Annotated in this window: 18 protein-coding genes; 8 read left to right on the forward strand and 10 right to left on the reverse strand. The window is 66.1% G+C overall.

Translation table 11 applies throughout. The features are described from left to right. Positions 1 to 38: 38 nt before the first annotated feature. Positions 39 to 5,813 (reverse strand): negative regulator of septation ring formation, encoded by a 5,775-nt coding sequence (locus GGD65_RS12735; RefSeq protein WP_183235464.1) that lies wholly within the window; start codon positions 5,811 to 5,813, stop codon positions 39 to 41. A gap of 401 nt (positions 5,814 to 6,214) precedes the next feature. Between GGD65_RS12735 and GGD65_RS12740 the strand changes: the two genes are divergently transcribed. Together GGD65_RS12740 and GGD65_RS12745 are read left to right on the forward strand one after the other, a co-directional pair. After that, positions 6,215 to 6,589 carry an Hpt domain-containing protein gene (locus GGD65_RS12740; RefSeq protein WP_018317348.1) on the forward strand — a complete coding sequence of 125 codons (375 nt, stop codon included), beginning with the start codon at positions 6,215 to 6,217 and terminating at the stop codon, positions 6,587 to 6,589. A 164-nt stretch (positions 6,590 to 6,753) separates the two neighbouring features. Then, the gene (locus GGD65_RS12745; RefSeq protein ID WP_018317347.1) at positions 6,754 to 7,074 is read left to right on the forward strand and encodes a 2Fe-2S iron-sulfur cluster-binding protein; all 321 of its coding nucleotides are present in this window, start codon (positions 6,754 to 6,756) and stop codon (positions 7,072 to 7,074) included. Positions 7,075 to 7,119: 45 nt separating this feature from the next. Here the strand turns inward: GGD65_RS12745 and GGD65_RS12750 are convergent, their stop codons facing one another. After that, positions 7,120 to 7,587, reverse strand: coding sequence for a thioesterase family protein (locus GGD65_RS12750; RefSeq protein ID WP_018317346.1), 468 nt, complete (start codon positions 7,585 to 7,587; stop codon positions 7,120 to 7,122). Positions 7,588 to 7,768: 181 nt separating this feature from the next. Between GGD65_RS12750 and GGD65_RS12755 the strand changes: the two genes are divergently transcribed. The 3 genes from GGD65_RS12755 (at position 7,769) to GGD65_RS12765 (ending at position 10,120) form a co-directional block, all read left to right on the forward strand. Further along, complete coding sequence (locus GGD65_RS12755; protein ID WP_179737757.1) at positions 7,769 to 8,797, forward strand: NAD(P)/FAD-dependent oxidoreductase; 1,029 nt, start codon at positions 7,769 to 7,771, stop codon at positions 8,795 to 8,797. 101 nt (positions 8,798 to 8,898) lie between these two features. Then, positions 8,899 to 9,492 carry a DUF2147 domain-containing protein gene (locus GGD65_RS12760; RefSeq protein ID WP_179737758.1) on the forward strand — a complete coding sequence of 198 codons (594 nt, stop codon included), beginning with the start codon at positions 8,899 to 8,901 and terminating at the stop codon, positions 9,490 to 9,492. A gap of 271 nt (positions 9,493 to 9,763) precedes the next feature. Beyond that, positions 9,764 to 10,120 carry a hypothetical protein gene (locus GGD65_RS12765; RefSeq protein ID WP_018317343.1) on the forward strand — a complete coding sequence of 119 codons (357 nt, stop codon included), beginning with the start codon at positions 9,764 to 9,766 and terminating at the stop codon, positions 10,118 to 10,120. Positions 10,121 to 10,173: 53 nt separating this feature from the next. On the opposite strand, the gene GGD65_RS12770 is transcribed toward GGD65_RS12765, so the two are convergent. Continuing rightward, complete coding sequence (locus GGD65_RS12770; RefSeq protein ID WP_183235465.1) at positions 10,174 to 10,443, reverse strand: hypothetical protein; 270 nt, start codon at positions 10,441 to 10,443, stop codon at positions 10,174 to 10,176. A gap of 13 nt (positions 10,444 to 10,456) precedes the next feature. On the opposite strand from GGD65_RS12770, the gene GGD65_RS12775 reads away from it, so the two are divergent. Continuing rightward, a complete protein-coding gene (locus GGD65_RS12775) occupies positions 10,457 to 10,621 on the forward strand; it encodes a hypothetical protein (RefSeq protein ID WP_177237353.1) in 165 nt (54 codons plus the stop codon). A 16-nt stretch (positions 10,622 to 10,637) separates the two neighbouring features. On the opposite strand, the gene GGD65_RS12780 is transcribed toward GGD65_RS12775, so the two are convergent. Together GGD65_RS12780 and GGD65_RS12785 are read right to left on the reverse strand one after the other, a co-directional pair. Then, a complete protein-coding gene (locus tag GGD65_RS12780) occupies positions 10,638 to 12,002 on the reverse strand; it encodes a cell wall metabolism sensor histidine kinase WalK (protein WP_183235466.1) in 1,365 nt (454 codons plus the stop codon). After that, on the reverse strand, positions 11,999 to 12,679 hold the full coding sequence (locus GGD65_RS12785; protein ID WP_183235467.1) for a response regulator transcription factor: 681 nt from the start codon (positions 12,677 to 12,679) through the stop codon (positions 11,999 to 12,001). The genes GGD65_RS12780 and GGD65_RS12785 overlap by 4 nt, the downstream gene beginning before the upstream one ends. Before the next feature lie 350 nt (positions 12,680 to 13,029). Here GGD65_RS12785 and GGD65_RS12790 point away from each other — a divergent pair, with 350 nt between their 5' ends. Both GGD65_RS12790 and GGD65_RS12795 read left to right on the forward strand, forming a co-directional pair. Continuing rightward, positions 13,030 to 13,917 (forward strand): MipA/OmpV family protein, encoded by an 888-nt coding sequence (locus GGD65_RS12790; RefSeq protein ID WP_183235468.1) that lies wholly within the window; start codon positions 13,030 to 13,032, stop codon positions 13,915 to 13,917. A 144-nt stretch (positions 13,918 to 14,061) separates the two neighbouring features. Continuing rightward, on the forward strand, positions 14,062 to 14,664 hold the full coding sequence (locus GGD65_RS12795; RefSeq protein WP_246783255.1) for a hypothetical protein: 603 nt from the start codon (positions 14,062 to 14,064) through the stop codon (positions 14,662 to 14,664). Positions 14,665 to 14,679: 15 nt separating this feature from the next. Here the strand turns inward: GGD65_RS12795 and garD are convergent, their stop codons facing one another. From garD to GGD65_RS12820, 5 genes are all read right to left on the reverse strand, one after another. Beyond that, a complete protein-coding gene (gene garD, locus GGD65_RS12800; protein ID WP_018317338.1) occupies positions 14,680 to 16,221 on the reverse strand; it encodes a galactarate dehydratase in 1,542 nt (513 codons plus the stop codon). 112 nt (positions 16,222 to 16,333) lie between these two features. Next, on the reverse strand, positions 16,334 to 17,782 hold the full coding sequence (locus GGD65_RS12805; protein WP_092261172.1) for an aldehyde dehydrogenase family protein: 1,449 nt from the start codon (positions 17,780 to 17,782) through the stop codon (positions 16,334 to 16,336). A 21-nt stretch (positions 17,783 to 17,803) separates the two neighbouring features. Beyond that, positions 17,804 to 19,147, reverse strand: a complete 1,344-nt coding sequence (gene gudD, locus GGD65_RS12810) for a glucarate dehydratase (RefSeq protein ID WP_183235470.1) — start codon at positions 19,145 to 19,147, stop codon at positions 17,804 to 17,806. A 24-nt stretch (positions 19,148 to 19,171) separates the two neighbouring features. Continuing rightward, complete coding sequence (kdgD, locus tag GGD65_RS12815; RefSeq protein WP_183235471.1) at positions 19,172 to 20,116, reverse strand: 5-dehydro-4-deoxyglucarate dehydratase; 945 nt, start codon at positions 20,114 to 20,116, stop codon at positions 19,172 to 19,174. 129 nt (positions 20,117 to 20,245) lie between these two features. Further along, the gene (locus GGD65_RS12820; RefSeq protein WP_018317334.1) at positions 20,246 to 21,151 is read right to left on the reverse strand and encodes a LysR substrate-binding domain-containing protein; all 906 of its coding nucleotides are present in this window, start codon (positions 21,149 to 21,151) and stop codon (positions 20,246 to 20,248) included. Between the last annotated feature and the right edge of the window lie 12 nt (positions 21,152 to 21,163).

Below are 21,163 nucleotides of genomic sequence, written 5' to 3' on the forward strand. Positions count from 1 at the left end.
TCCGTTTTCATTTGCTGCTCGTTGTCGCTGCGAGCCGCTTACCCCAGCCGTCCCGCTGCATGCGCCAGCAGCGTGTACACCAGGCCCGTCTCCGAGGTCAGGTGGCTGCGCAGCTCCTGCGGGCCGCGGCCGTCGCGGGCGACCTCGTCGAGCAGGCGCTCGAACTCGGCGACATAACGGTCGACCGTGCCCTTGAAGTTGCGGTCGGCGCGGTACTTGCGGGCGACCTCGTCGAAGGCCTTCTGGCCGGCGGGCGTGTAGAGGCGCTTGGTGAAGGCCTTGTTCTCGCCGCGCTGGTAGCGGTCCCACATCTCGGCAGCGAGGTTGCGGTCCATCAGCCGGCCGATGTCGAGCGACAGCGATTCCAGCGGATTGCTGCTTGCCTGCGGCACCTGCGGCTGCGGCGCGGGTGCGGCGCGGCCACGCGGAGCCTCACGGCCGGTCGGGGCGCCCTGATTGGCGTCCGTGCGGTTGAGGAGGTCCGACAGCCAGCCGTCACGGCCCTGGTCGTTACCGGCGGGCGCGACCGGCGGTGCGTCGGTGCGGCGCGCGGCCGGCATGCCGAGGTCCGGCGGCGGCAGCGTGGAAGCGCTGCCGGTGTCGCGCATGCGGGTCTCGGCGCTACGTCCGCCCGCAGCCGCCATGATCGGCTCCTCCTGGCGCTGGACGGCGACGGAGGCGCGGCCCGTCGTGGTGACGTCGAGGCCGCGGCCATGCTGGGCCACGATGCGGTTGAGCTCGGCGAGGGCCTCGATCTGGTCGACGATCACCTTGCGCATCTGCGCAGTGCTCTCGGCGGCCTCCTGCGGCATCTCGAGCACGCCGCGGCGCAGCTCGTTGCGGGTGGCTTCGAGCTCGTTGTGCATCTCGAAGGCCATCTGCTTCATGCTGGAGACGAGGTTGGTGAACTTCTCGGTCGACTGCTTGAACATCGTATCCGCCTCGTCCGTGGTCTGGCGGTAGATGTCGTGCATGGCCTCGATGGTCTGGCGGTGCTCTTCTTCGGAGGCCGCACGCACCGCCTCGAACTGGCGGGTGATCGCGGCCGAGCCTGCGCCGGCGGTCTCGGCGACGACGCGGGCGATGTCGCGGGCACGCTCTTCGGCGGCTGCCAGCGATTCATCGAGCAGGCCGGTGAAGCGCGACAGGCGCTGGTCGAGATCGGCGGTGCGCAGGTCGATCGTGGTGACGAGCGATTCCAGCGCCTGCTTGCGCTCGGCGAGCGAGGCGGTGGTGTTCTTGTTGCTCTGCTCGACGACCTGCGCGGCGTCGACCAAAGCCTTGCCGTGCGCGTCGAACTGGGTCGACAGCTCGCCGAGATCCTGGAGCGCCTTCGTGGTCTTGCTGTTGAAGACGTTGAGCTGCTCTTCCAGGTTCTGCGTCGCCGCGCCGTTGCGCGAGGTGACGTCGTTCATCGCCGAGACGAAGTCGGCGACGCGCGTCACCAGCGCCCGCTCGAGCGAGTTGAGGTTGTCGTGCGCACCGGTCAGCACCTCCTGAAGCAGGATGTTGCCTTCGCGCAGGCGCTCGAACAGCGCCACCGTGTCGGTACGCAGGATCTTGCTGGTCTCCTGCATCTCGGTGACGGCCGCGATCGAGACCTGGCGCGACTGGTCGATCGCCGCGCGCGAGGCCTGCTCGAGGTCCTTCAGCGACTTGCCAACCGCGCCGGTGGCGATCTCGCTCGCCGCGTTGATGGTGCGGGCGACTTCCGAGCCGTTGCCCATCATGGTCTGCGAGAAGGCCTGGCCGCGCGTCTCGATCGACTTCAGGGCGTCCGAGGTGACGCGGTCGATGTCGAGCGTTAGCTGGCTGGTCTTGGAGCCGATCGCGTCGACCAGGGCGCCGCGCTTGGCGTCGATCATGTTCGACAGGCGGTCGGCCTGCTGCTGCACGTAGGTGACGATCTCGTCGGTCTTGCCGGTCATGGCCTGGCCGAAGCTCGAGCTGGCGGCGAGCACCGAACGCTCGACGTCGGACGAGCTCGACTTGACCCGCGAGCTCGCCTCGTTGGAGGCCGATATCAGCGCGTTCTGGGCGTTGAGCGCGCTGGTCTGGATGTCGTTGGTCGCGTTCGCGGTGGCCGCGCTCAGCGTCCGCTCGATCTCGGTCGAGATCGTGCGGATCTGGCTCGCGGCGTCCGCCGAGGTCGAGGTCAGCGAGGTCTGGGCCTCACGCGCGCTGTTGAGGATGGTCGAGGCGGTGTCGGCGCCGACTGCGGTCAGCGTGCGCTCGATGTCCGTGGTCAGCGACTTGATCTGGCTGGCCGCGTCGGTCGAGGCGGAGATCAGCGAGCCCTGGGCCTCGCGCACGCCGCTGGTGAGCGCCTCGATGGTGGCGCCGCCGGCGGTCGCCAGCGCGCGCTGCATCTCGGCCGCGAGCGAACGGACCTGGCTGGTCTGCTCGGCCGAGACGGAGAGCAGGGTGCTCTGGGCGTCGCGGGCGCTGGTGGTGATCGTCTCGGCGGTCGACTGGCCGACCTGCGAGAGCGAACGATGCACTTCGGCCGCGAGCGACTTGACCTGGCTCGCCGCATCCGAGGAGGCCGTAACCAGCGTGCTCTGGGCTTCGCGGGCGCCGCTCATGATGGTCTCGGCGGTCGAGGTGCCGGCCATCGTCAGCGAGCGCTGCACGTCCGAGGACAGCGCCTTGATCTGGTTGGCGGTCTCGGCCGAGGCCGCGATCAGCGCGCTCTGCGCATCGCGGGCGCCGGCGGTGATCGATTCCGCCGTGGTGGAGCCGGCCAGCGACAGCGAACGCTGCACGTCGGCGGTGAGCGTCTTGACGTGGTTGGCCGCGTCCGAGGACGCCGTGACGAGGGTGGTCTGCACCTCGCGGGCGCCGGCCAGGATCGAGGCTGCGGTGGCGGAGCCTGCCGCCGACAGCGTACGCTCGACGTCGGCCGCGAGCCCCTTGATCTGGTTGGAGGCTTCGCCCGAGGCTGCGACCAGCGTCGACTGCGCCTCGCGGGCGCTGCTGAGGATCGAGTTCGCCGAACCGGTGCCGACCGCGGTCAGCGCGCGCTCGACCTCGGCAGAGGTCATCTTGAGCTGGGCGTTGACGTCGGAGGAGACCGTCATCAGCGATTGCTGGGCGGTGCGCGCTCCGGTCTGGATCGTCTCGCTGGTGTTGACGACGAGGTTGGTGAGCGAGCGCTCGGCGTCCTCGACATGCGAGCGGATCGCGGTCGAGATCATCTCGGCGCGGGACATCATGTCCTCGCTGGCCTGGCGGCCGCTGCTTTCGATGCGGCCTGCGACGGCCTCGACACGCGAGCCGAGCAGGTCCTCGAACTGTGCCACGCGCACGTCGATGTCGCTGGCGACCGAGCCGACCCGGGTCTCGATGACCTGGTGGATTTCCTGGAAGCGCGCCGTGACCGTGTCGGTCAGGTGCGTGCTGCGGCCGTCGATGATCTCGGTGACGCCGGTGATGCGGCGGTCGACCGCCTCGATCGCCTGCGCGGTGCCGTCCGTGAGGGTCGAGGTCAGCAGGGTCAGGCGCGTGTCGATCGACTGCACGGCCTGCGAGGCGCCGTTCGTGACCGCGGTGGTCAGGTAGGTGAGGCGGGAGTCGATCGACTCGAGCGCCTGCGTCGCATTGCCGGTCAGCGTCGTCGTGAGGTGCGTCAGGCGGGTATCGATCGACTGGATGGTCTGCGAAGCGCCATCGGTCAGCGTGGTGGTGAGATTGTTGAGGCGCGCATCGATGGTCTCGATGGCCTGCGAGGCGCCGCCGGTCAGCGAGCTCGTGAGATGGTTGAGGCGCGCATCGATGGTTTCGATGGCCTGCGAAGCACCGCCGGTCAGCGACGTCGTGAGGTGGGTGAGCCGGGAGTCGATCGACTGGATCGCCTGCGCGGCGCCGTCGGTCAGCGAGGTCGCCAGCGTGTTGATGCGCCCGTCGATGGTCTCGGTCATGGATTGCGCGCGGGTGTCGAACGACTGTTCGAGCGCGGCGACGCGGCCGACGAGCTGCTCGTCGAAGGTCTTGAGGTGACCATCGATCGTGCCGTCGAGGCTGGCGATCTTGCTGTTCAGCGAGGCGTCGAGGTGGTTGACGCGTTCGCCGACCGTGGTCTCGAACTGCACCAGGCGCTGGTCGAGCACGGCCGTGATCTCGCCGCCATTGGCGGTGAAGCGGGTGTCGAAATTCTCGACATAGGTCTTCAGCGACTCGTGGATGTCCTGCGTGCGCTGGCCCATGCGCTCGACGATCTCGCCGCCGAAGGTCTTCACGGTGCGGTCGAACTCGGAGATATGGCGCGTGATCAGCGCGCCCAGCGTCCCGCTGTCGCGGGCGAATTTCTCGACCAGCTCGGTGCCCTGGTTCCTGACCAGCTCGTCGAACGCGCTCATCTGCAGCGACAGCGAGTCGTGCGCGGTCTCGGTCTGGCTGACGACCTTGGCGACGAGGGTGTTGACGGTGGCGTCGAGCGCCTCGCTCGCCTTGTCGCCGCTCGTCAGGATCTGGCCGGCGAGGCGGTTGCCGGCGTCGTCGATCTTGGCGGAGAGGTCGTTAGAGCGCAGCTCGAGCTCGAGCAGCAGCGAATCCGAGGAATTCTTCAGGCTGTCGTGCACCTGCTCGGTGCGCTCGGAGATGCCGTCGACGATCGCGGCGGAGCGTTGCTCGAATTCGCCGGTGATGCGGTCGATGCGCTCGTTGAGCATCTCGTGGACGCGGTCGGCGAGGTCGACGAACTCGTCGTGGACGTGGCCGGTCTTGAAGTTGAGGCTGGTGGTCAGCCGCTCGCTGGCATCGAGCACGGCGCGCGTGGTCTCGTTGCTGGCTTCCTCGAGGCGGTCGAGCAGGTCGCCGCCGCGCTCGCCGAGCGCCAGGATCATGTTGTCGCCGGCATTGCTCAGCGCGCTGGTGATGTGGGCGCCGCGCTCTTCCAGCGCGCCGGTGATGGACTTGGCGACCTCGTCGACGCGCGAGGCGATCGCATCAGAGATCAGCGCGATGTCGTGGCGCAAATCGATCTGCACGCCGGAGATGGCGCTGCGGACCTGCTCGGCCTGGCCGACCAGATTGTCGCGCTGATGCGCGATGTCCTGCAGCAGGGCGCGGATGCGCACTTCGTTGTCGGAATAGGCGCGTTCGAGCGCGGCAACCTCGTTGGCAACCAGCGTCTCGAGCTCGCCGGCGCGCGCGATGGCGCGCTCGATGCCGTCGCCCATCGCCGCGACCTCGCGGCGGATGGCCTGGCCGACGGTGACCATGGAATCGGAGGCCGAGCCCTCGGGCTCGGAGAAGCGGATCGCAACCTGCGCCATCGCCTGCGCGATCATGCGCATTTCCTGGCCGCGCCAGACCAGGCTCGCAAGGAAGTAGAACAGCATGATCGGCGCGAAGAACATCGCAACCAGGCCGGCGATCACGAGCACGCCGCCGCTCTGGCCCATGGCGGCCTGGATCGAGGGCAGGAAGCCGAAGGTCAGCGCGGCGCAGGCCGCGAGCCAGACGCCGGCGAAGATGGTGGCGAAGGTGTAGACGTTGCGGGCAGGGCGGCCCTTCTGCAGGGCCTGGAGCAGCTGGCCAATGGTCTCGCGGTCGTCATTGGCGGCGCGGCGCGAAGAGCGCGGCTCCTCGACCGGGTCGAACACGGTCGAACGTTCGTTGGCGGCGGGGCGCGGCTCGAAGCTCGGCTCGTCGAAGATCGGGGGCGGCGGCGCCACCGAAGGCGCGGTTTCGTTGCGCATCGCGGCGTTGCGGCTGGTGTCGGCAGCCGTGTCGCTGATGTTCAGGGCTTCCTGGATCGCAGAAAGCGCAACTTCTGTGGGGTCTTTGACCTTTTTCGGAGTGTTCGCCATGTTCAGTCCGAGCCCTCGTTACTTGTACGCGTCCCCCCGCGAGCCCTGCGCGCTGCGTGCGCAAGCCCACAGACCGGATCATGCCGCTTGCGCGGATCTCCGAGCCGTCCCCACCCGGACGGCTTGTCCGCCAATTTCCGCAACATCCTATTGGCAGAGCGTGGCGAATGAAATGCCCGCGATTAAGACATTCTTAATCATCGTTAACAGGATCGGGCCGTAACGCCTTAGCAATAAATGCAATTCTCCACTGGACTCGGCCGATTGCGGCAACTTTTCGTCAATAAACCGGCGGAACTGCGTCTCTGACCCCGAACATTTCGTTAACCATTTCCATGCTTGGGTGAGGTCAATTCACCGCCGGACCGGCGGAACCGCCGCGCGATGCCGGGGCCTGCGCCATGACGCCTGAACTGCAACGGATGGACTGGATGCCCTCGCCCCCGCTTGCACCCATCGACAGCCCGCTCGACCTCGATCACCTCTCCCGGATGACGCTCGGCGACGCCGAGCTGGAACGGGAAGTGTTGGCCATGTTCGCCGAGCAGGCGGTCCGCCTGATCGCGGCGATGGCGACGCTGCCGGCCGAGGCGGGCGTGCTGGCCCACAAGCTCAAGGGTTCGGCGCGCGGGATCGGCGCTTTTGCGGTGGCGGATGCGGCCGCAAGCCTGGAGATCGCGGTCCAGACCGGCCATGACCAGCGCCACGCTTTCGCCGCGCTGAAAGAGGCGGTGACCGAGGCCCGCGCCGCCATCGAGGCGATGCTGAAGCCTTGAGGCCACGCGGCCGAGCCGGACTCTAGTCTCTTGTTTTGACGCGTTTTCTTCCCGCAAAGCGGGATTCACTTCGGCTGAAAACCCTATGGCGCCCGGCTTATCGACCCGTTATAGGACAGCCCGGACCCTCCTTCATTCCCAGCACCGCGGCAGCACGAGCACACATGGCCAAGATTCACTTTGTCGACCACAAGGGCGAAACCCGCACGGTGGAAATCGAGAACGGCGCAACCGTGATGGAAGCCGCGATCCGCAACAGCATTCCCGGCGTCGAGGCCGAATGCGGCGGCGCCTGCGCCTGCGCGACCTGCCATGTCTATGTCGACGAAGCCTGGCGCGAGAAGGTCGGCAGCCCGACGCCGATGGAAGAGGACATGCTCGACTTCGGTTTCGACGTGCGCCCGAATTCGCGCCTGTCCTGCCAGATCAAGGTCTCCGACGATCTCGACGGTCTCGTCGTGACGACGCCGGAACGCCAGGCCTGATCCTGACAAGCCTGATCCTTACAAGCCTGCCCCTTCTGAACTGAACTATATGTTCGGCGTCGCGACCTCGATGCCGCGCTTGTGCCAGGGTCTGAGCTTCTCGACGATCTCCGCGCTGAGCGGCGCTGGCCGCCGCGTCGCCTCGTCGAGCATGACCCCGACCGACATCGCCGAGGCGATGCACTTTCCTTGCGAGAACACGACCTGCTCGAAGGTCACTGACGTCCGTCCGAGCTTCACTACGCCTAGGCCGAGCTCGATCGTGTTCGGCCAGTGCAGCTCGGCGCGGAAGTGGATGTCGAGCCGCACCATGATCCAGGCGAGCCCTGGCGGCGTCAGTCCGTACTCCGGCAGCTTCATCAGCGTGACGCGGCCGGTCTCGAAATAGGTGGCGTAGACCGCGTTGTTGACGTGCTGGTTGGGATCGAGATCGCCGAAGCGGACGTTGTCGCTGAGGCGGTAGGGATAGTCCTCCAGGCGCGGCGTCGTATCGAGGCGGCTTGGTGCGTTCACCGATTGATCTCCGTCATATCTTTCCTCGTTACAGCCCAGTTATTTTGCCCCGGCAAGTGGGCGCGGCTGCGGGGCGCTCCCGCTTTTATGCCTTCCCTGATCCATCCCCGTTGGCTAGACAGGCAGGGTCACCTCTGCCCGCCGGGCGCGTCCAACCGATAACGACCGATAAAGAGACGACATGAGCGATGTGATCAAAACCGATGTGCTGATTATTGGCGCCGGCCCCTGCGGTCTGTTCGCCGCTTTCGAGCTTGGCCTTCTCGACATGAAGGCGCATTTCGTCGACATCCTCGACAAGGTCGGCGGCCAGTGCGCCGAGCTCTATCCGGAAAAGCCGATCTACGACATTCCCGGCATTCCGCAGGTTTCGGGGCAGGGCCTCACCGACGCGTTGATGGAGCAGATCAAGCCGTTCCATCCGACCTTCCATCTCGGCGAGATGGTCGAGACGGTGGAGAAGATCGGCGATCCCGCCTTCCGCTGCACCACCGACGCCGGCAAGGTGTTCGAATGCAAGGTGCTGGTGATCGCGGCCGGCGGCGGCTCGTTCCAGCCCAAGCGCCCGCCGGTGCCGGGCATCGAGGCCTATGAAGGCACTTCAGTCCATTACGCCGTGCGCAAGATGGAGACGTTCCGCGACAAGAACGTGCTGGTCGTCGGCGGCGGCGATTCCGCGCTCGACTGGACCCTCAATCTGCATCCGATTGCCAAGCGCATCACGCTACTGCACCGGCGCGACGAGTTTCGCGCCGCGCCCCACAGCGTCGAGCAGATGCGCGCGCTGGTTGCCGGCGGCAAGATGGATCTCCGACTCGGCCAGGTCACGGCGCTCTCCGGCGCAGAGGGCCTGCTCACCGGCGCCACCATCAAGGGCAACGACAACAGCGTCACGGACATTGCCTGCGACACCATGCTGCCGTTCTTCGGGCTGACCATGAAGCTCGGCCCGGTCGCAAACTGGGGCATCGCGCTGGAGAACAATCTGGTGCCGGTCGAGACGTCCGCGTTCGAGACCAATGTTCCCGGCATCTTCGCGATCGGCGACATCAATACGTATCCCGGCAAGATCAAGCTGATCCTGTGCGGCTTCCACGAGGGCGCGCTGATGTCGCAAAAAGCCCATCGCTACGTCTATCCGGAGAAGCGGCTCGTGTTCCAGTACACGACCTCGTCCTCCAGCCTGCAAAAGAAGCTCGGTGTCAACTGACGGCGGCAGGGAGGGGATGCCCCATGTTTCTGGCGCTGGAACCGTTCGCGAAATCGCCGTAGTCTGCGGCCATTCCGGTCGTGGAATAACAAGGTGATCTAATGCGGATTTTTACCAGCTCTCGGCTGCTCCCCTTCCTCGCGCTCGCATTGTCGCTCGCGACGGTGACGCCGTCTGCGGCACAAATCGCCGAGCCCACGGCGGCGGGCCTCTGGCAGAAGGTCGAGGACGGCAAGACGGTCGGATGGTTTCTCTTCATCGACCACAACGGCATCTTCGAAGGCGTGATCGCAAAGACCTTCCCGCGGCCCGGCGACGATCCGAACGAGATCTGCAGCAAGTGCACCGACGATCGCAAGAATGCGCCGGTGCTCGGCATCTCCTTCGTCCGCAACATGAAGCGCGACGGATTGAAGTACGAAGGCGGCAACGTGCTCAATCCGCGCGACGGCCAGATCTGGAAGGCCAACATGAAGGTCAGTCCCGACGGTCAGACCCTGACCCTGCGCGGCTATCTCGGCATCGCGCTGCTCGGCAAGGACGAGGCCTGGACGCGCCTGCCTGACACCAACATCGCCCAGGTCGATCCTGCCATCGTCGCGAAGTATCTGCCTGCGCAAGCCGCGGCCACCAAGCCGCCGGCACCGACGAAGAAGAGCGGCGGCACGATGATGGCGCCGGCGCCCAAGCAGTAGGCTCGAGCTCTGAGCTGGCTGATCGGCGGTAGCTTCCGGTCGCGGTCATTCCCCGCACCAGCAGACGGTCTTCGCGGCGACGTTCGCCGAAAGGCGAATGCGTGCCCCGCCTGCTCCAGTAGTTCCCCGGAATGCGCGCTGGCGCCGGATTTGCATAGCTGTCCGCAAAGCTGCTGGGGAGCGAGTCGCCGTCTCCATGCCTGCCGTGCGCGGTGCTGCGGGCAGACGGCAGCGTTTGCCTCGCGGCGATCACTTCGACCGCGGAGACGACATGAGACCTGCAAGACAGTGTGCCGCCGTGCTGCTGGGGCTGACGGTTCTGCTCACCAATTCGGCGCTGGCGCGCGACGACGGGCGCTACGCCAACTCGCCGCTAAAACCCTGGTTCGAAAGCCTGCACAGCGAATTCGGCCAGTGCTGCACCGACGCCGACGGCTACATCATTGCCGACGTCGATTGGGAGTCCGATCGCGGCCGCTTCCGCGTCCGCATCGACGACGAATGGGTCGTGGTGCCTGACGGTGCCGTGATCACCGTGCCGAACAAGATCGGCCGCACCATGGTGTGGAAGCACTATATCGACGGCCATCCGCGCGTGCGCTGCTTCATGCCGGGCAGCATGACCTGAAAACGCTGACGGCGCCCGCATCGGATGCAGGCGCCGCAAGCGACGCGAAAGGCTCAGCGCGCTTCGCTGCCCGAACCTGCGCTCGCGAGCTGCTTGACGCGCGGCGACAGCACCGACACCTGCGCCGGCGAGGCGGGCATGCCGGCGACGATCATGGTAGGCGCGGCCGACTGCTCCTCGACGCCGGCGCCGCCGAGCACCTGCACCTGCATCGCCGAGATCGGCAACGATTTCACTTCGTAAGTCGGAAGTTCGCTGGCGAAAGCAACGGTCGAGCTCGCAATCACGGCGCTGGCGACGGCAATCATTGTGAGAACACGCATTGGAAAATCTCCGTTGAAGATGTCAATCGGAGGTTTGGTCGTCTCGATGCCGGAACAGGTTCGCTTGTGCGAGAACATTCCCGTGGCCGTCGGCGAACATATTGATTGCTTGATGCGCAACGACGAAACGAGAAAGAAGTTTTTCGCGCCAGTGTTTCCGGACGGTTTCGCGGATTGACCGGCGCAGCTCGCGGTCAGCCCGCTTGCAGATCCAAATGCGGAGATCTGGTCGGTGCGGCGGCGACGGGAAAGCGCAGCCTCATGCTCGTGCCGCGGCCAGGCGTGGAGGAGATGACCAGCTCGCCACCGTGCGCGGCCATGATCTCGCGGACGATCGACAGGCCGAGGCCCGCGCCATCGCCGGCAGTGTTGCCGGTCTGAAACGGCTCGGTCAGCCCGTGCTCCACGCCGTCCGGCAGGCCTGCGCCGTCGTCGTCAATCGAGATGCCGTCGTGGCCGAGCGTGGCGACGATGCGTCGTGCGCCATGGGCGTGGATGAGTGCGTTGCCGACGAGATTGGCGAGCGCGCTGCGAATCGCGGCGTCCACGCCCTGCACCAGGAGCGGACCTTTCTCTGCCTGTTCCAGCGCGAGCTCGATGCCGGCGTCCAGTGCCGACGGGCCGAAATCGGCGAGCACGTCCAGCGTGATCTGGGCGAGATCGATCGGCCGTTTTTCGATCGCATGGTTTTGCAGCCGCGCCAGATCGAGCATCGCGGAGACCAGCGACGTCAGGCGCCTGATATCGCGCACCAGTTCGGCCTTCAGGGCCGGCTCGGGTACGTCTTCGACCTTCGCGCGCAGCAGCGTCAGCGGCGTGCGGAGCTGATGGGCGGCATTGCCGAGGAAGCGGCGTTGCATCCTGATATAGGCATCGATCTCGCCGAAGGCGCGATTTAGCGCCTCGACCAGCGGCTTCAGCTCGCGCGGGACCTCGGACAACGAGATCAGGCCCTGCGGGGCCGATGGATCGATCGCGAGGGCGCGGCGCGCGACCCGCTCGATGCCGCGCGAGACGAAACGCGCAGCAAGCGCCGACCCGATCGCGACGGTGGCCGCAAAGGCCAGCGCTACCACGAGGATCGAAAAGAAGCTGCGGGCGAGGAAGCTTCTTGCGAGCCGGCCGAAGCGGACCTGAGGCTCGCCGACCATCGTCGTGAGCCGCAAGGCGCCCCGCTGCGCAACCGCGAGACAGAACGTGCTGTTCTGGTCGGGTGTGCTGAAGACGGACAAGCCGACAGGCCCGCGATAGGGAAAGGCGAAGGGTAGCTGTGGCCGGTGCTCGCTGCCGTACTCGCTGACAAGATTGCCCACGGAGACGACGTACCAGAGGTTTGGACTGTCCGCCTTCAGCTCTTCGAGCGCGGGAGTGGGGCGCACCGTCAGGTTCTGCCCATCGATAACAGTGGCGCGATCGAGAACGGCGGCCACGACCCGGCACGCTCTGAACTCGCGTTCCTCCATCGGGTACCTCGAGACGAAGATCGCGACCATGATCAGGAAGATCGTCGTCGCGGCGATGCCGAGCGAAAACGCAAACGTCTGGGCGATCGACCTCATCGCGGCGTTGCCAGCCGCAGGATGTAGCCGATGCCCCGCATGCTGCGGATCTCGACGTCGCCGCCGAGCTCGAGCAATTTCTTCCTCAGGCGCGAGACCTGCGCTTCGAGCGTGTTGGATTCGATCTCGTCGTCGAAGCCGTAGATCTCTTCGATCAGGGCGGCGCGGGTGATGACGCGGTCGCGCCGCATCAACAGCGCTCCCAGGATCAGTGCCTCGCGCCGCCGCAACAGGATCCTGGTGTCGGCGACCACCGCCTCGTTGCTGCCGAGATGCAGCTCGACGTTGCCGAGCGACAATACCGAGGGAGCGAGCAGCCGGGGCCGGCGCAGCACCGCGCGCACGCGCGCAATCAATTCCTGCGGCTCGAACGGCTTTCCGAGATAGTCGTCGGCGCCGCCGTTGAGGCCCTCGACGATGTCTTCCTTGGCGTCCTTGGACGTCAGCATGATGATCGCGGGGCGATCGGGCGATTGGTTCAAGGCCGTGACCACCTGGAGCGCATCGCCGTCGGGCAGCATGCGGTCGACGATGGCGAGGTCATATTTGAAATTGTCGAGCGCCTGGCGGGCATCGGCAATCGAGCCGACGAGGTCGACGATTCCGTGCAATTGCCCGAGCAGGCGGCTGACATAGGCGCCGATCTGCGGTTCGTCTTCGATTACGAGGGAACGCACGCGGGTCGTCCTTGACTCTGCTGGGCAACAAATCCCCGAGCGTGACGCTCCCTTGCCGAAGTCTGGCGTTTCGGCTCCTGCGCAGGGTTCCCATAAAGGCAGCGAGCTTGGCGAATAAAAGGCAGATGCGAGTGGGGTGACCGGCAGTGCCGGCAAAGTTTGGGCGCGTGAGCGCCTCCCGGCAATGTTCGGGCAATGTTGGTTCGATGGCGCACGCCTTGTGCGCGCCGGGAGCATCTTGGGGCGGTTGGTTGTCGCCTTGCAATCTTGGGGCAATTTTGCCGGACCACATGCTGGAGCTCCAACCACACGAGTCGACCAGGCCAGGAAGGCCGGTCCGGGGCCCCGTAATGAAGCATTTTGACGACGCCGCTCTTCGCCTCACGGTGAATGTGCGGCTCACGACCACCTTGCTCGCCGCACTCGGCGCGATCATGGCGATCCCTCAATCCGCATCGGCGCAGACCGCGTTCACGCTGCCGGCGCCGCCGTTCGAGCTGCCGATGCTGCCTTCGCCCTCCGGCAATTGGACGGTCATGGTCGGCATCGGTGGTGAGTACACACCGGATTTCGTCGGATCGAAGAACGGCAAGCTCATGCCGATCCCGATCTTCTCCATCCGCCGCGCCGGATCGATCGACCAGTTTCGGGGCCCGCGCGACAGCGCCAGCATCGCGCTGCTCGACGTCGGCAATTTTCGCGCAGGGCCTGCGTTCAAATACGTCACCTCGCGCAAGTCCGACAAATATGCCGAGCTGACGGGCCTTGGCGACGTCAAGGCCGCCTACGAGCTTGGCGGCTTCGTCGAATATTATCCGGTCGACTGGCTCCGCCTGCGCAGCGAATTGCGCCATGGCGTGGGTGGCCATACCGGCACCGTCGCCGACATCTCCGCCGACGTCATCGTGCCGCTGATTCAAAGGCTGACGATCTCGGCCGGCCCGCGCTTCACCTGGAAGAGCACTAACGCGACCGCGCCGTATTTCGGCGTCGATGGCGCGCAGGCGCTGGCGTCGGGATTGCCGACATACAACGCCAAAGGCGGCGCGCATTCGGTCGGGTTCGGCAGCCAGGTCTCCTATCGCATCAATCCGCAGTGGGAGGTCCATGCCTATGTCGAATACGAGAAGCTGCTCGGCGACGCCGCGGACAGTCCGCTGGTGAAGCTGCGGGGGTCGTCGAACCAGACCACCGTCGGCCTCGGCGCGTCCTATTCGTTCGATTTCAGGATTCGATGAGCCGGCATGCGACGCATTGCTTTTCTATGGATTGGCCTCGCAGCCGCTTGCGTCGCCCTCGGCGCCGCCGCGGCGTTCGAGACCCGCGCGAGCCGGCTCCAGGCGATCAAGACGGTCGGCATCGTCTCCGCCATCGGCGAGGAGATGAGCCTTTCACAGGCAGGCCTTACCAAGCTCGGCTCCACCGGGCAAAGCGCCTCAATCAGTGCATGGGGACTGGACGAGCTGATCGTCCAGCAGGCGACCAGGCTGCTGGGCGCACGCTATCGCGTTCAGGCCGTCAACTACACCCGCGCCGCGTTCGCCGCGATCCGGGATTCGGCGGTTACGCCCGTCAATCTGCTGCGGAGCGATCCGTTCAAGGAGCTGGTTCGCACCGATGTCACGCCCCAGGGACTCGATGCGTACATCGTCATTACCCGCGCGAGATCGAAACTCGGAAATGGCCGCAATATCGAGGGTGTCGGGATCGCCGAATACCGGACGCTGCTTGCAGACTACGGCCTGATCCACGCGCTGTATGAGGTCCGCGTCATCGACGGCAAGACGTTCGATGTGATCGAAAAGCGGGCGGCCGCGCCGCTCGACAACACCGGGACCCTGAGGATCGCAGGCCCCAGCGGGCCGATCGACGGGACAATTGACGGTCCGGCTTCGAGCGAACGGCTGCGCGCGGCGATTGCGGATCTCATCACGCGCAGCCTGCCTGTCACGCTGGATGACATGCACCTGATCGGTGGTCAGTGAAGCCGGCTGGCGGCCTCAGGTCACCGGCGCGGGGTTGAACAGCGTCAGATCGTTGTGGATGCCCCAGCGGTCCGACCATGGCTTGGTGCGGCCGGAGGCGACGTCGAGGATGAGACGGAACAGGTCCCAGCCGGTCTCCTCGATGGTCTTCTCGCCGGTGGCGATGCGGCCTGCGTCGAAGTCGATCAGGTCTTTCCAGCGGCGGGCAAGCTCGCTGCGGGTCGCGACCTTGATCACGGGTGCGGCCGCAAGGCCGTAGGGCGTGCCGCGGCCGGTGGTGAACACCTGCAGCGTCATGCCGGAGGCGAGCTGGAGCGTGCCGCAGATGAAATCGGAGGCGGGGGTTGCCGCGAACAGCATGCCCTTCTGCGTCGCCTTCTCGCCGGGCGAGAGCACGCCGGTGATGGCGCTTGATCCAGACTTGACGATCGAGCCGAGTGACTTCTCGACGATGTTGGCGAGGCCGCCCTTCTTGTTGCCGGGCGTGGTGTTGGCGCTGCGATCGGCACCGCCTCGCGCGAGATAGGAATCGTACCAGGCCATCTCGCGCACCAGCGCGCGGCCGACGTCCGCGTTGATGGCACGGCGGGTGAGCAGCTGGATGGCATCGCGCACCTCGGTCACTTCCGAGAACATCACGGTGGCGCCGGCGCGCACCAGGAGGTCCGCGGCGAAGCCGACGGCAGGATTGGCGGTAACGCCGGAGAAGGCGTCGCTGCCGCCGCATTGCAGGCCGATCACCAGATCGGACGCCGGGCAGGTCTCGCGGGTGCGCGTGTTGAGGATTTTCAGCCGCGCCTCCGCCTGGGTCATGATCGCGTCGACGATTGCGCCAAAGCCGTCGAAGGCTTCGTCCTGCATCCGCACGATGGCATCGCTGACGCCTTCCGGCACCAGCCGCTCCGGTGCGAGCTTCTCGCAGCCAAGGCCGACGACCAGGATCTCGCCGCCGAAATTCGGGTTCAGCGCGATGTTCTGCAGCGTGCGGATCGGTACCACCGCGTCGGGTGCGGTGATCGCGACGCCGCAGCCATAGGCGTGCGTCAGCGGCACGACGTCGTCGACGTTGGGGTATTTCGGCAGCAGCTCGGCGCGGATGCGCTTCACCGCGTATTCCATCGTGCCCTTGACGCATTGCACGGAGGAGGAGATGCCGAGGATGTTCTTGGTGCCGACCGATCCGTCCGGATTGCGATAACCTTCGAACGTAAAGCCTTCGAGCGGCGGCAGCGGCGCGGGGACGGCGGTCGAGATTTCGAGCTTGTCGAGGTCGGGGGCATCCGGCATGCGAATGCGCGCCTCGTCGACCCATTCGCCGGCCAGGATCGGCGAGAGCGCGTAGCCGATCACCTCGCCATACCGGACGATCGGCTGATCTTGCGCGATGTCGACCAGCGCCGTCTTGTGCCCCTGCGGCACGAAGGCGCGCAGCGTCAGGCCGCTGGCAAAGCGGGAGCCGGCGGGAAGCCCGAAATCATTGACCACGATTGCGACATTGTCGCGCTCGTTGAGCTTGATGTAGCGGGGCTGCTCTTTCGCTGCGACGTCCTGGTCCATGGGAGGACTCCGTCTTGTAGGGCGGGTTAGCCGAAGGCGTAACCCGCCACTTCTTTCGATGCTGAAGATAGGAGGCGGGTTACGCTTTGCTAACCCGCCCTACAATCGTGCATCAGCCCGGGAACGTATAAGCCGTCTTCACCGTGGTGTAGAACTCGCGCGCGTAGGAGCCCTGCTCGCGGGCACCGTAGCTCGAGCCCTTCCGGCCGCCGAACGGCACGTGATAGTCGACGCCGGCGGTCGGCAGATTGACCATCACCATGCCGGACTCGCTGTTGCGCTTGTAGTGCGAGGCGTATTTCAGGCTGGTGGTGCAGATGCCCGAAGCGAGGCCGAACTCGGTGTCGTTGGAGATCGCCAGCGCTTCCTCGTAGTTCTTGGCGCGGATGACGGCGGCGACCGGGCCGAAGATCTCCTCACGCGCGATGCGCATGTTGTTGTTGGCTTCGGTGAACAGCGCCGGCTGCAGATAGTGGCCGGGCGTCTCGCGCTTGAGCAGCTCGCCGCCGAAGGACAGCTTGGCACCCTCGTCCTGGCCGATCTTGATGTAGCGCAGGTCCTGGTCGAGCTGGCTCTGGTCCACGACAGGGCCGATATGCACGCCGGCCTTGAGCGCGTCGTCGACCGACAGCCCGTTCAGGCGCTCGGCCACCGCCGCGACGAAGCGGTCATGGATGCCTTCGGTGACGATCAGGCGGGAAGAGGCGGTGCAGCGCTGGCCGGTCGAGAAATAGGCGCCGTTGACGGCGACTTCGACGGCGGTCTTGAGGTCGGCGTCGTCGAGAACGACCAGCGGGTTCTTGCCGCCCATCTCGAGCTGGAACTTCTTCATCGGGTTCGAGAGCACGCAGGCCTGCGCGATCTTGCGTCCGGTTTGCACCGAGCCGGTGAAGGAGATCGCGGCCACATCGGGGTGGTCGAGCAGGGTCTGGCCGACGACGGAGCCGGAGCCAACCACGAGGTTGAACACGCCGGCGGGAATGCCGGAGCGGGTGATGATTTCGGCCAGCGCGTGACCCGAGCCCGGCACCAGCTCGGCCGGCTTGAACACCACGGTGTTGCCGTAGCAGAGCGCAGGCGCGATCTTCCAGGCCGGGATCGCGATCGGGAAATTCCAGGGCGTGATCATGCCGACGACGCCGACCGGCTCACGGGTGAGCTCGACGTCGAGGCCGGGACGCACCGAGGCGCCCTTTTCGCCGATCAGGCGTAGCGCCTCGCCGGCGAAGAACGCAAAGATCTGGCCGGCACGCGCGACCTCGCCGATGCCCTCAGGCAGCGTCTTGCCTTCCTCGCGCGCGAGCAGGCGGCCGAGCTCTTCCTTGCGGGCGAGGATCTCGAGGGAAATCTTGTTCAGCGCGTCGAAGCGTGCCTGCGGCGTTGACTGCGCCCAGGCGGGGAAGGCGGCCTTGGCGGCGGCGATCGCCTTCTCGGTCTGGGCCTTGTCGGCCTTGGCGTATTCGCCGACGACGTCGTTGGTGTTGGAGGGGTTGATGTTCTTGGTGACGCCGGAGCCATCGACCCATTCGCCGCCGATGAAGTTCTTCAGGATCGCAGTCATCTTTTCCTCCGAGGAAGTATTTTAACGCACGAGGCACGGACGCTTGTCGTCAAAGGTCCAGCCGGGGATCAGGTCCTGCATGGCAATAGCGTCATCGCGGGCACCGAGTCCATGCTGCTTGTAGAGGTCATGCGCCGCGTCGATAGCGGCCCTGTCGATTTCGATACCCAGGCCCGGCCGGTCCGGGACGGCAATCTTGCCGCCCTTGATCCGGAGCGGCTCCCTGGTGAGCGCCTGGCCGTCCTGCCAGATCCAATGGGTATCGATCGCGGTGACCTTGCCGGGGGCGGCGGCGCCGACATGGGTGAACATGGCCAGCGAAATGTCAAAATGGTTGTTGGAGTGCGAGCCCCAGGTCAGGCCGTTGTCACGGCAGGTTTGGGCCACCCGCACCGAGCCCTGCATGGTCCAGAAATGGGGATCGGCCAGCGGAATGTCCACCGCGCCCAGGCGCAGCGCATGGGAGAGCTGCCGCCAGTCGGTGGCGATCATGTTGGTCGCGGTCGGCAAGCCCGTGGCGCGGCGGAACTCGGCCATGATCTCGCGGCCGGAAAAGCCGCCTTCCGCGCCGCAGGGGTCCTCGGCATAGGCGAGGATGCCGTGCATGTCCTTGCAGAGGCTGATTGCCTCGTCGAGCGACCAGGCGCCGTTGGGGTCGAGCGTCACGCGCGCGCTCGGAAAACGCTTTGCGATCGCGGTGACGGCCTCGATCTCCTGCTCGCCGCGCAGCACGCCACCTTTCAGCTTGAAGTCGGCGAAGCCGTAATGGTCGTGGGTGGCTTCCGCGAGCCGCACCACGGTCTCCGGCGTCATCGCCTCCTGATGGCGGAGGTTGAACCATTCCGCCTTGCCGGTCTCGCCGCTGACGTAGTCGAGCCTGGACTTGCGGCGATCGCCGACGAAGAAGAGATAGCCGAGCGTCTCGACGCTCTTGCGTTGCTGGCCTTCGCCGAGCAGCGCGGCGACGGGCAAGTTGAGATGCTGGCCAAGCAGATCGAGCAGCGCGGATTCGATCGCGGTGACCGCGTGGATCATGACGCGAAGATCGAAAGTCTGCTTGCCGCGCCCGCCGGCGTCGCGGTCGGCGAAGGCGGTGCGGACGTCGGCGAGGATGTTGTTGAGCGCGCCGACGGTCTTGCCGATCACGAGATCGCGGGCATCCTGGAGCGTCTGCCAGATCTTCTGCCCGCCCGGCACCTCGCCGACGCCGGTATGGCCGGCATTGTCGGTGAGGATGATGATGTTGCGGGTAAAGAACGGCGCATGTGCGCCGCTCAGGTTGAGGAGCATGCTGTCGCGGCCCGCGACCGGGATCACCTGCATCGCCGTGACGACAGGCGCACCGGAGATTTCAATCTGGGCCATCGCACGCTCCTCGCTGTTGTCGCCCTATTCTGCCGCCTGTTGTGTCGATCGGATGGCGGGCAGATTCTTCACCAGCGCGGTCACTTCGGCGATCTCCTGCTCGGTGAGGTCGGTGAGCGGCGGGCGGACCGGGCCGGAGTCGCGGCCGATCGCCTTCATGCCGGCCTTGATGATCGAGACGGCATAGCCCTTCTTGCGGTTGCGGATCGCGATCAGCGGCAGGATGAAGTCCTTCAGCCCGGCCTGGATTGTGGCGTGGTCACGCTTGCGCACCGCGGCGTAGAAGTTGGTGGCGAATTCCGGCACGAAGTTGAACACCGCCGAGGAATAGGTCGTCACGCCCATGTCGAGATAGGGCAGCGCGAAGGTCTCGGCGGTCGGCAGGCCGCCGACATAGGTGAGACGATCGCCGAGCTTGGTGTAGACGCGGGTCATCAGCTCGATGTCGCCGATGCCGTCCTTGTAGCCGACGAGGTTCGGGCAGCGCTCGGCCAGCCGCGCCAGCGTGTCGGGCTGCAGGATCGCGTTGTCGCGGTTGTAGACGATGACGCCGATCTTCACGGCGGCGCAGACCGCCTCGACATGGGCGGCAAGGCCCTCCTGCTCGGAGTGGGTGAGGTAGGGCGGCAGCAGCAGCAGGCCGTCCGCGCCGGCCTTCTCCGCGCCGATTGCGATCTCGCGGGCGATCGCGGTGCCATAGCCGGTGCCGGCGAGCACGGGCACGCGGCCCTTGGTCTCGTCGACGGCGACCTTGACGACTTCAGGGACCTCGGTCGGCGTCAGCGAGAAGAATTCGCCGGTGCCGCCGGCGGCGAACAGGCCTGCGACATCATAGCCGCACAGCCAGTCCATGTTGGCGCGATAGGTCGCCTCGTCGAAGGAGTAGTCAGCCTTGAAGGGCGTGACGGGGAAAGACAGGAGGCCAGATCCGATCTTCTGGGCCATTTCCTGCGGGGTCATCTTGCTCATGGGCGCGGCTCCCTCATTGCGTGTTGTGGAGGACGCAAGCAGAAGGCTGCGCGTCCATGCGCCGTGGTTTAGGAGACCGTTCGATGCGGGTCCAAGCCAAAGCCTATATCGACCGATGCGAAATCAGCATCAATCTTCCGCGGGCTCCGCAGAGGCCAGTTCGCCGGCGATTTTGACCAGCGCCGACAGCAGCGGATTCTCGTCGTCGCGGCGCCAGACCATGAACAGCTCGACGGGGACGCGCGTGCGCAGCTTCAGCGGGCGCAGGCGCACGTCGGAAATCTTCAGGCTGGCCGCCGCCGCCGGCACGATGGCAAGGCCGAGGCCGGCGCGCACCATGGCGAGGATCGAGTGGATCTGGCTGAGATGCTGGACGTAGCGCGGCAGCACGTCGGCACGGGTGAAAAGCGCCACCAGGAGATCGTGGAAGTAGCGGCTCTCATAGGGCGAATACATCACGAAGGGCTGGTCGTCGAAATCCTTGATGGTGATGCTGTCGGCATTCGCCAGCGGATGCTTTTTCGGGATCGCGGCGAGCAGCGGCTCGGCGACGACGCGGCGGCTGGTGAGCTCGGGCCGCGCGATCGGCGGCCTGAGCAGGCCGGCGTCGATCTGGCCCGACGTCAGCGCCTCGAACTGGTCGCCCGACACCATCTCCTTCAGCGAGAAATCCACCTCGGGCAGTTTGGCGCGGCAGGCCGCGACCAGTTCGGGCAGGAAGCCATAGGCCGCTGCCGCGGTGAAGCCGATCTTCAGCGAGCCGGTCTTGCCGAGCGCGATGCGGCGGGCGACTTGCGAGGCGCTTTCGGCGAGCTTGAGGATGCGCCGCGCCTCCGGCAGGAAGCTACGCCCGGCCGGCGTCAGGCGCACCGAGCGGCTGGTGCGCTCGAGCAGCGGCGCATCGATGATGTGCTCGAGCACCTGGATCTGCCGGGACAGTGGCGGCTGGGTCATGTTCAGCCGCGTCGCGGCGCGGCCGAAATGCAGTTCCTCCGCCACCGTGACGAAACAGCGGAGCTGGTTGAGGTCGAACATCGATACATGCCT

It is taken from the genome of Bradyrhizobium sp. CIR18, assembly GCF_014198295.1.
Taxonomy (GTDB): Bacteria; Pseudomonadota; Alphaproteobacteria; order Rhizobiales; family Xanthobacteraceae; genus Bradyrhizobium.

Coding starts and splice junctions, on each gene's coding strand:
- garD (WP_018317338.1), bottom strand. CDS start 16,221: ATGGACCAGGACGTCGCAGCGAAAGAGCAGCCCCGCTACATCAAGCTC.
- GGD65_RS12780 (WP_183235466.1), bottom strand. CDS start 12,002: ATGAGGTCGATCGCCCAGACGTTTGCGTTTTCGCTCGGCATCGCCGCG.
- gudD (WP_183235470.1), bottom strand. CDS start 19,147: ATGGCCCAGATTGAAATCTCCGGTGCGCCTGTCGTCACGGCGATGCAG.
- GGD65_RS12770 (WP_183235465.1), bottom strand. CDS start 10,443: ATGCGTGTTCTCACAATGATTGCCGTCGCCAGCGCCGTGATTGCGAGC.
- GGD65_RS12805 (WP_092261172.1), bottom strand. CDS start 17,782: ATGACTGCGATCCTGAAGAACTTCATCGGCGGCGAATGGGTCGATGGC.
- kdgD (WP_183235471.1), bottom strand. CDS start 20,116: ATGAGCAAGATGACCCCGCAGGAAATGGCCCAGAAGATCGGATCTGGC.
- GGD65_RS12760 (WP_179737758.1), top strand. CDS start 8,899: ATGCGGATTTTTACCAGCTCTCGGCTGCTCCCCTTCCTCGCGCTCGCA.
- GGD65_RS12755 (WP_179737757.1), top strand. CDS start 7,769: ATGAGCGATGTGATCAAAACCGATGTGCTGATTATTGGCGCCGGCCCC.
- GGD65_RS12745 (WP_018317347.1), top strand. CDS start 6,754: ATGGCCAAGATTCACTTTGTCGACCACAAGGGCGAAACCCGCACGGTG.
- GGD65_RS12790 (WP_183235468.1), top strand. CDS start 13,030: ATGAAGCATTTTGACGACGCCGCTCTTCGCCTCACGGTGAATGTGCGG.
- GGD65_RS12740 (WP_018317348.1), top strand. CDS start 6,215: ATGACGCCTGAACTGCAACGGATGGACTGGATGCCCTCGCCCCCGCTT.
- GGD65_RS12735 (WP_183235464.1), bottom strand. CDS start 5,813: ATGGCGAACACTCCGAAAAAGGTCAAAGACCCCACAGAAGTTGCGCTT.
- GGD65_RS12820 (WP_018317334.1), bottom strand. CDS start 21,151: ATGTTCGACCTCAACCAGCTCCGCTGTTTCGTCACGGTGGCGGAGGAA.
- GGD65_RS12765 (WP_018317343.1), top strand. CDS start 9,764: ATGAGACCTGCAAGACAGTGTGCCGCCGTGCTGCTGGGGCTGACGGTT.
- GGD65_RS12795 (WP_246783255.1), top strand. CDS start 14,062: ATGAGCCTTTCACAGGCAGGCCTTACCAAGCTCGGCTCCACCGGGCAA.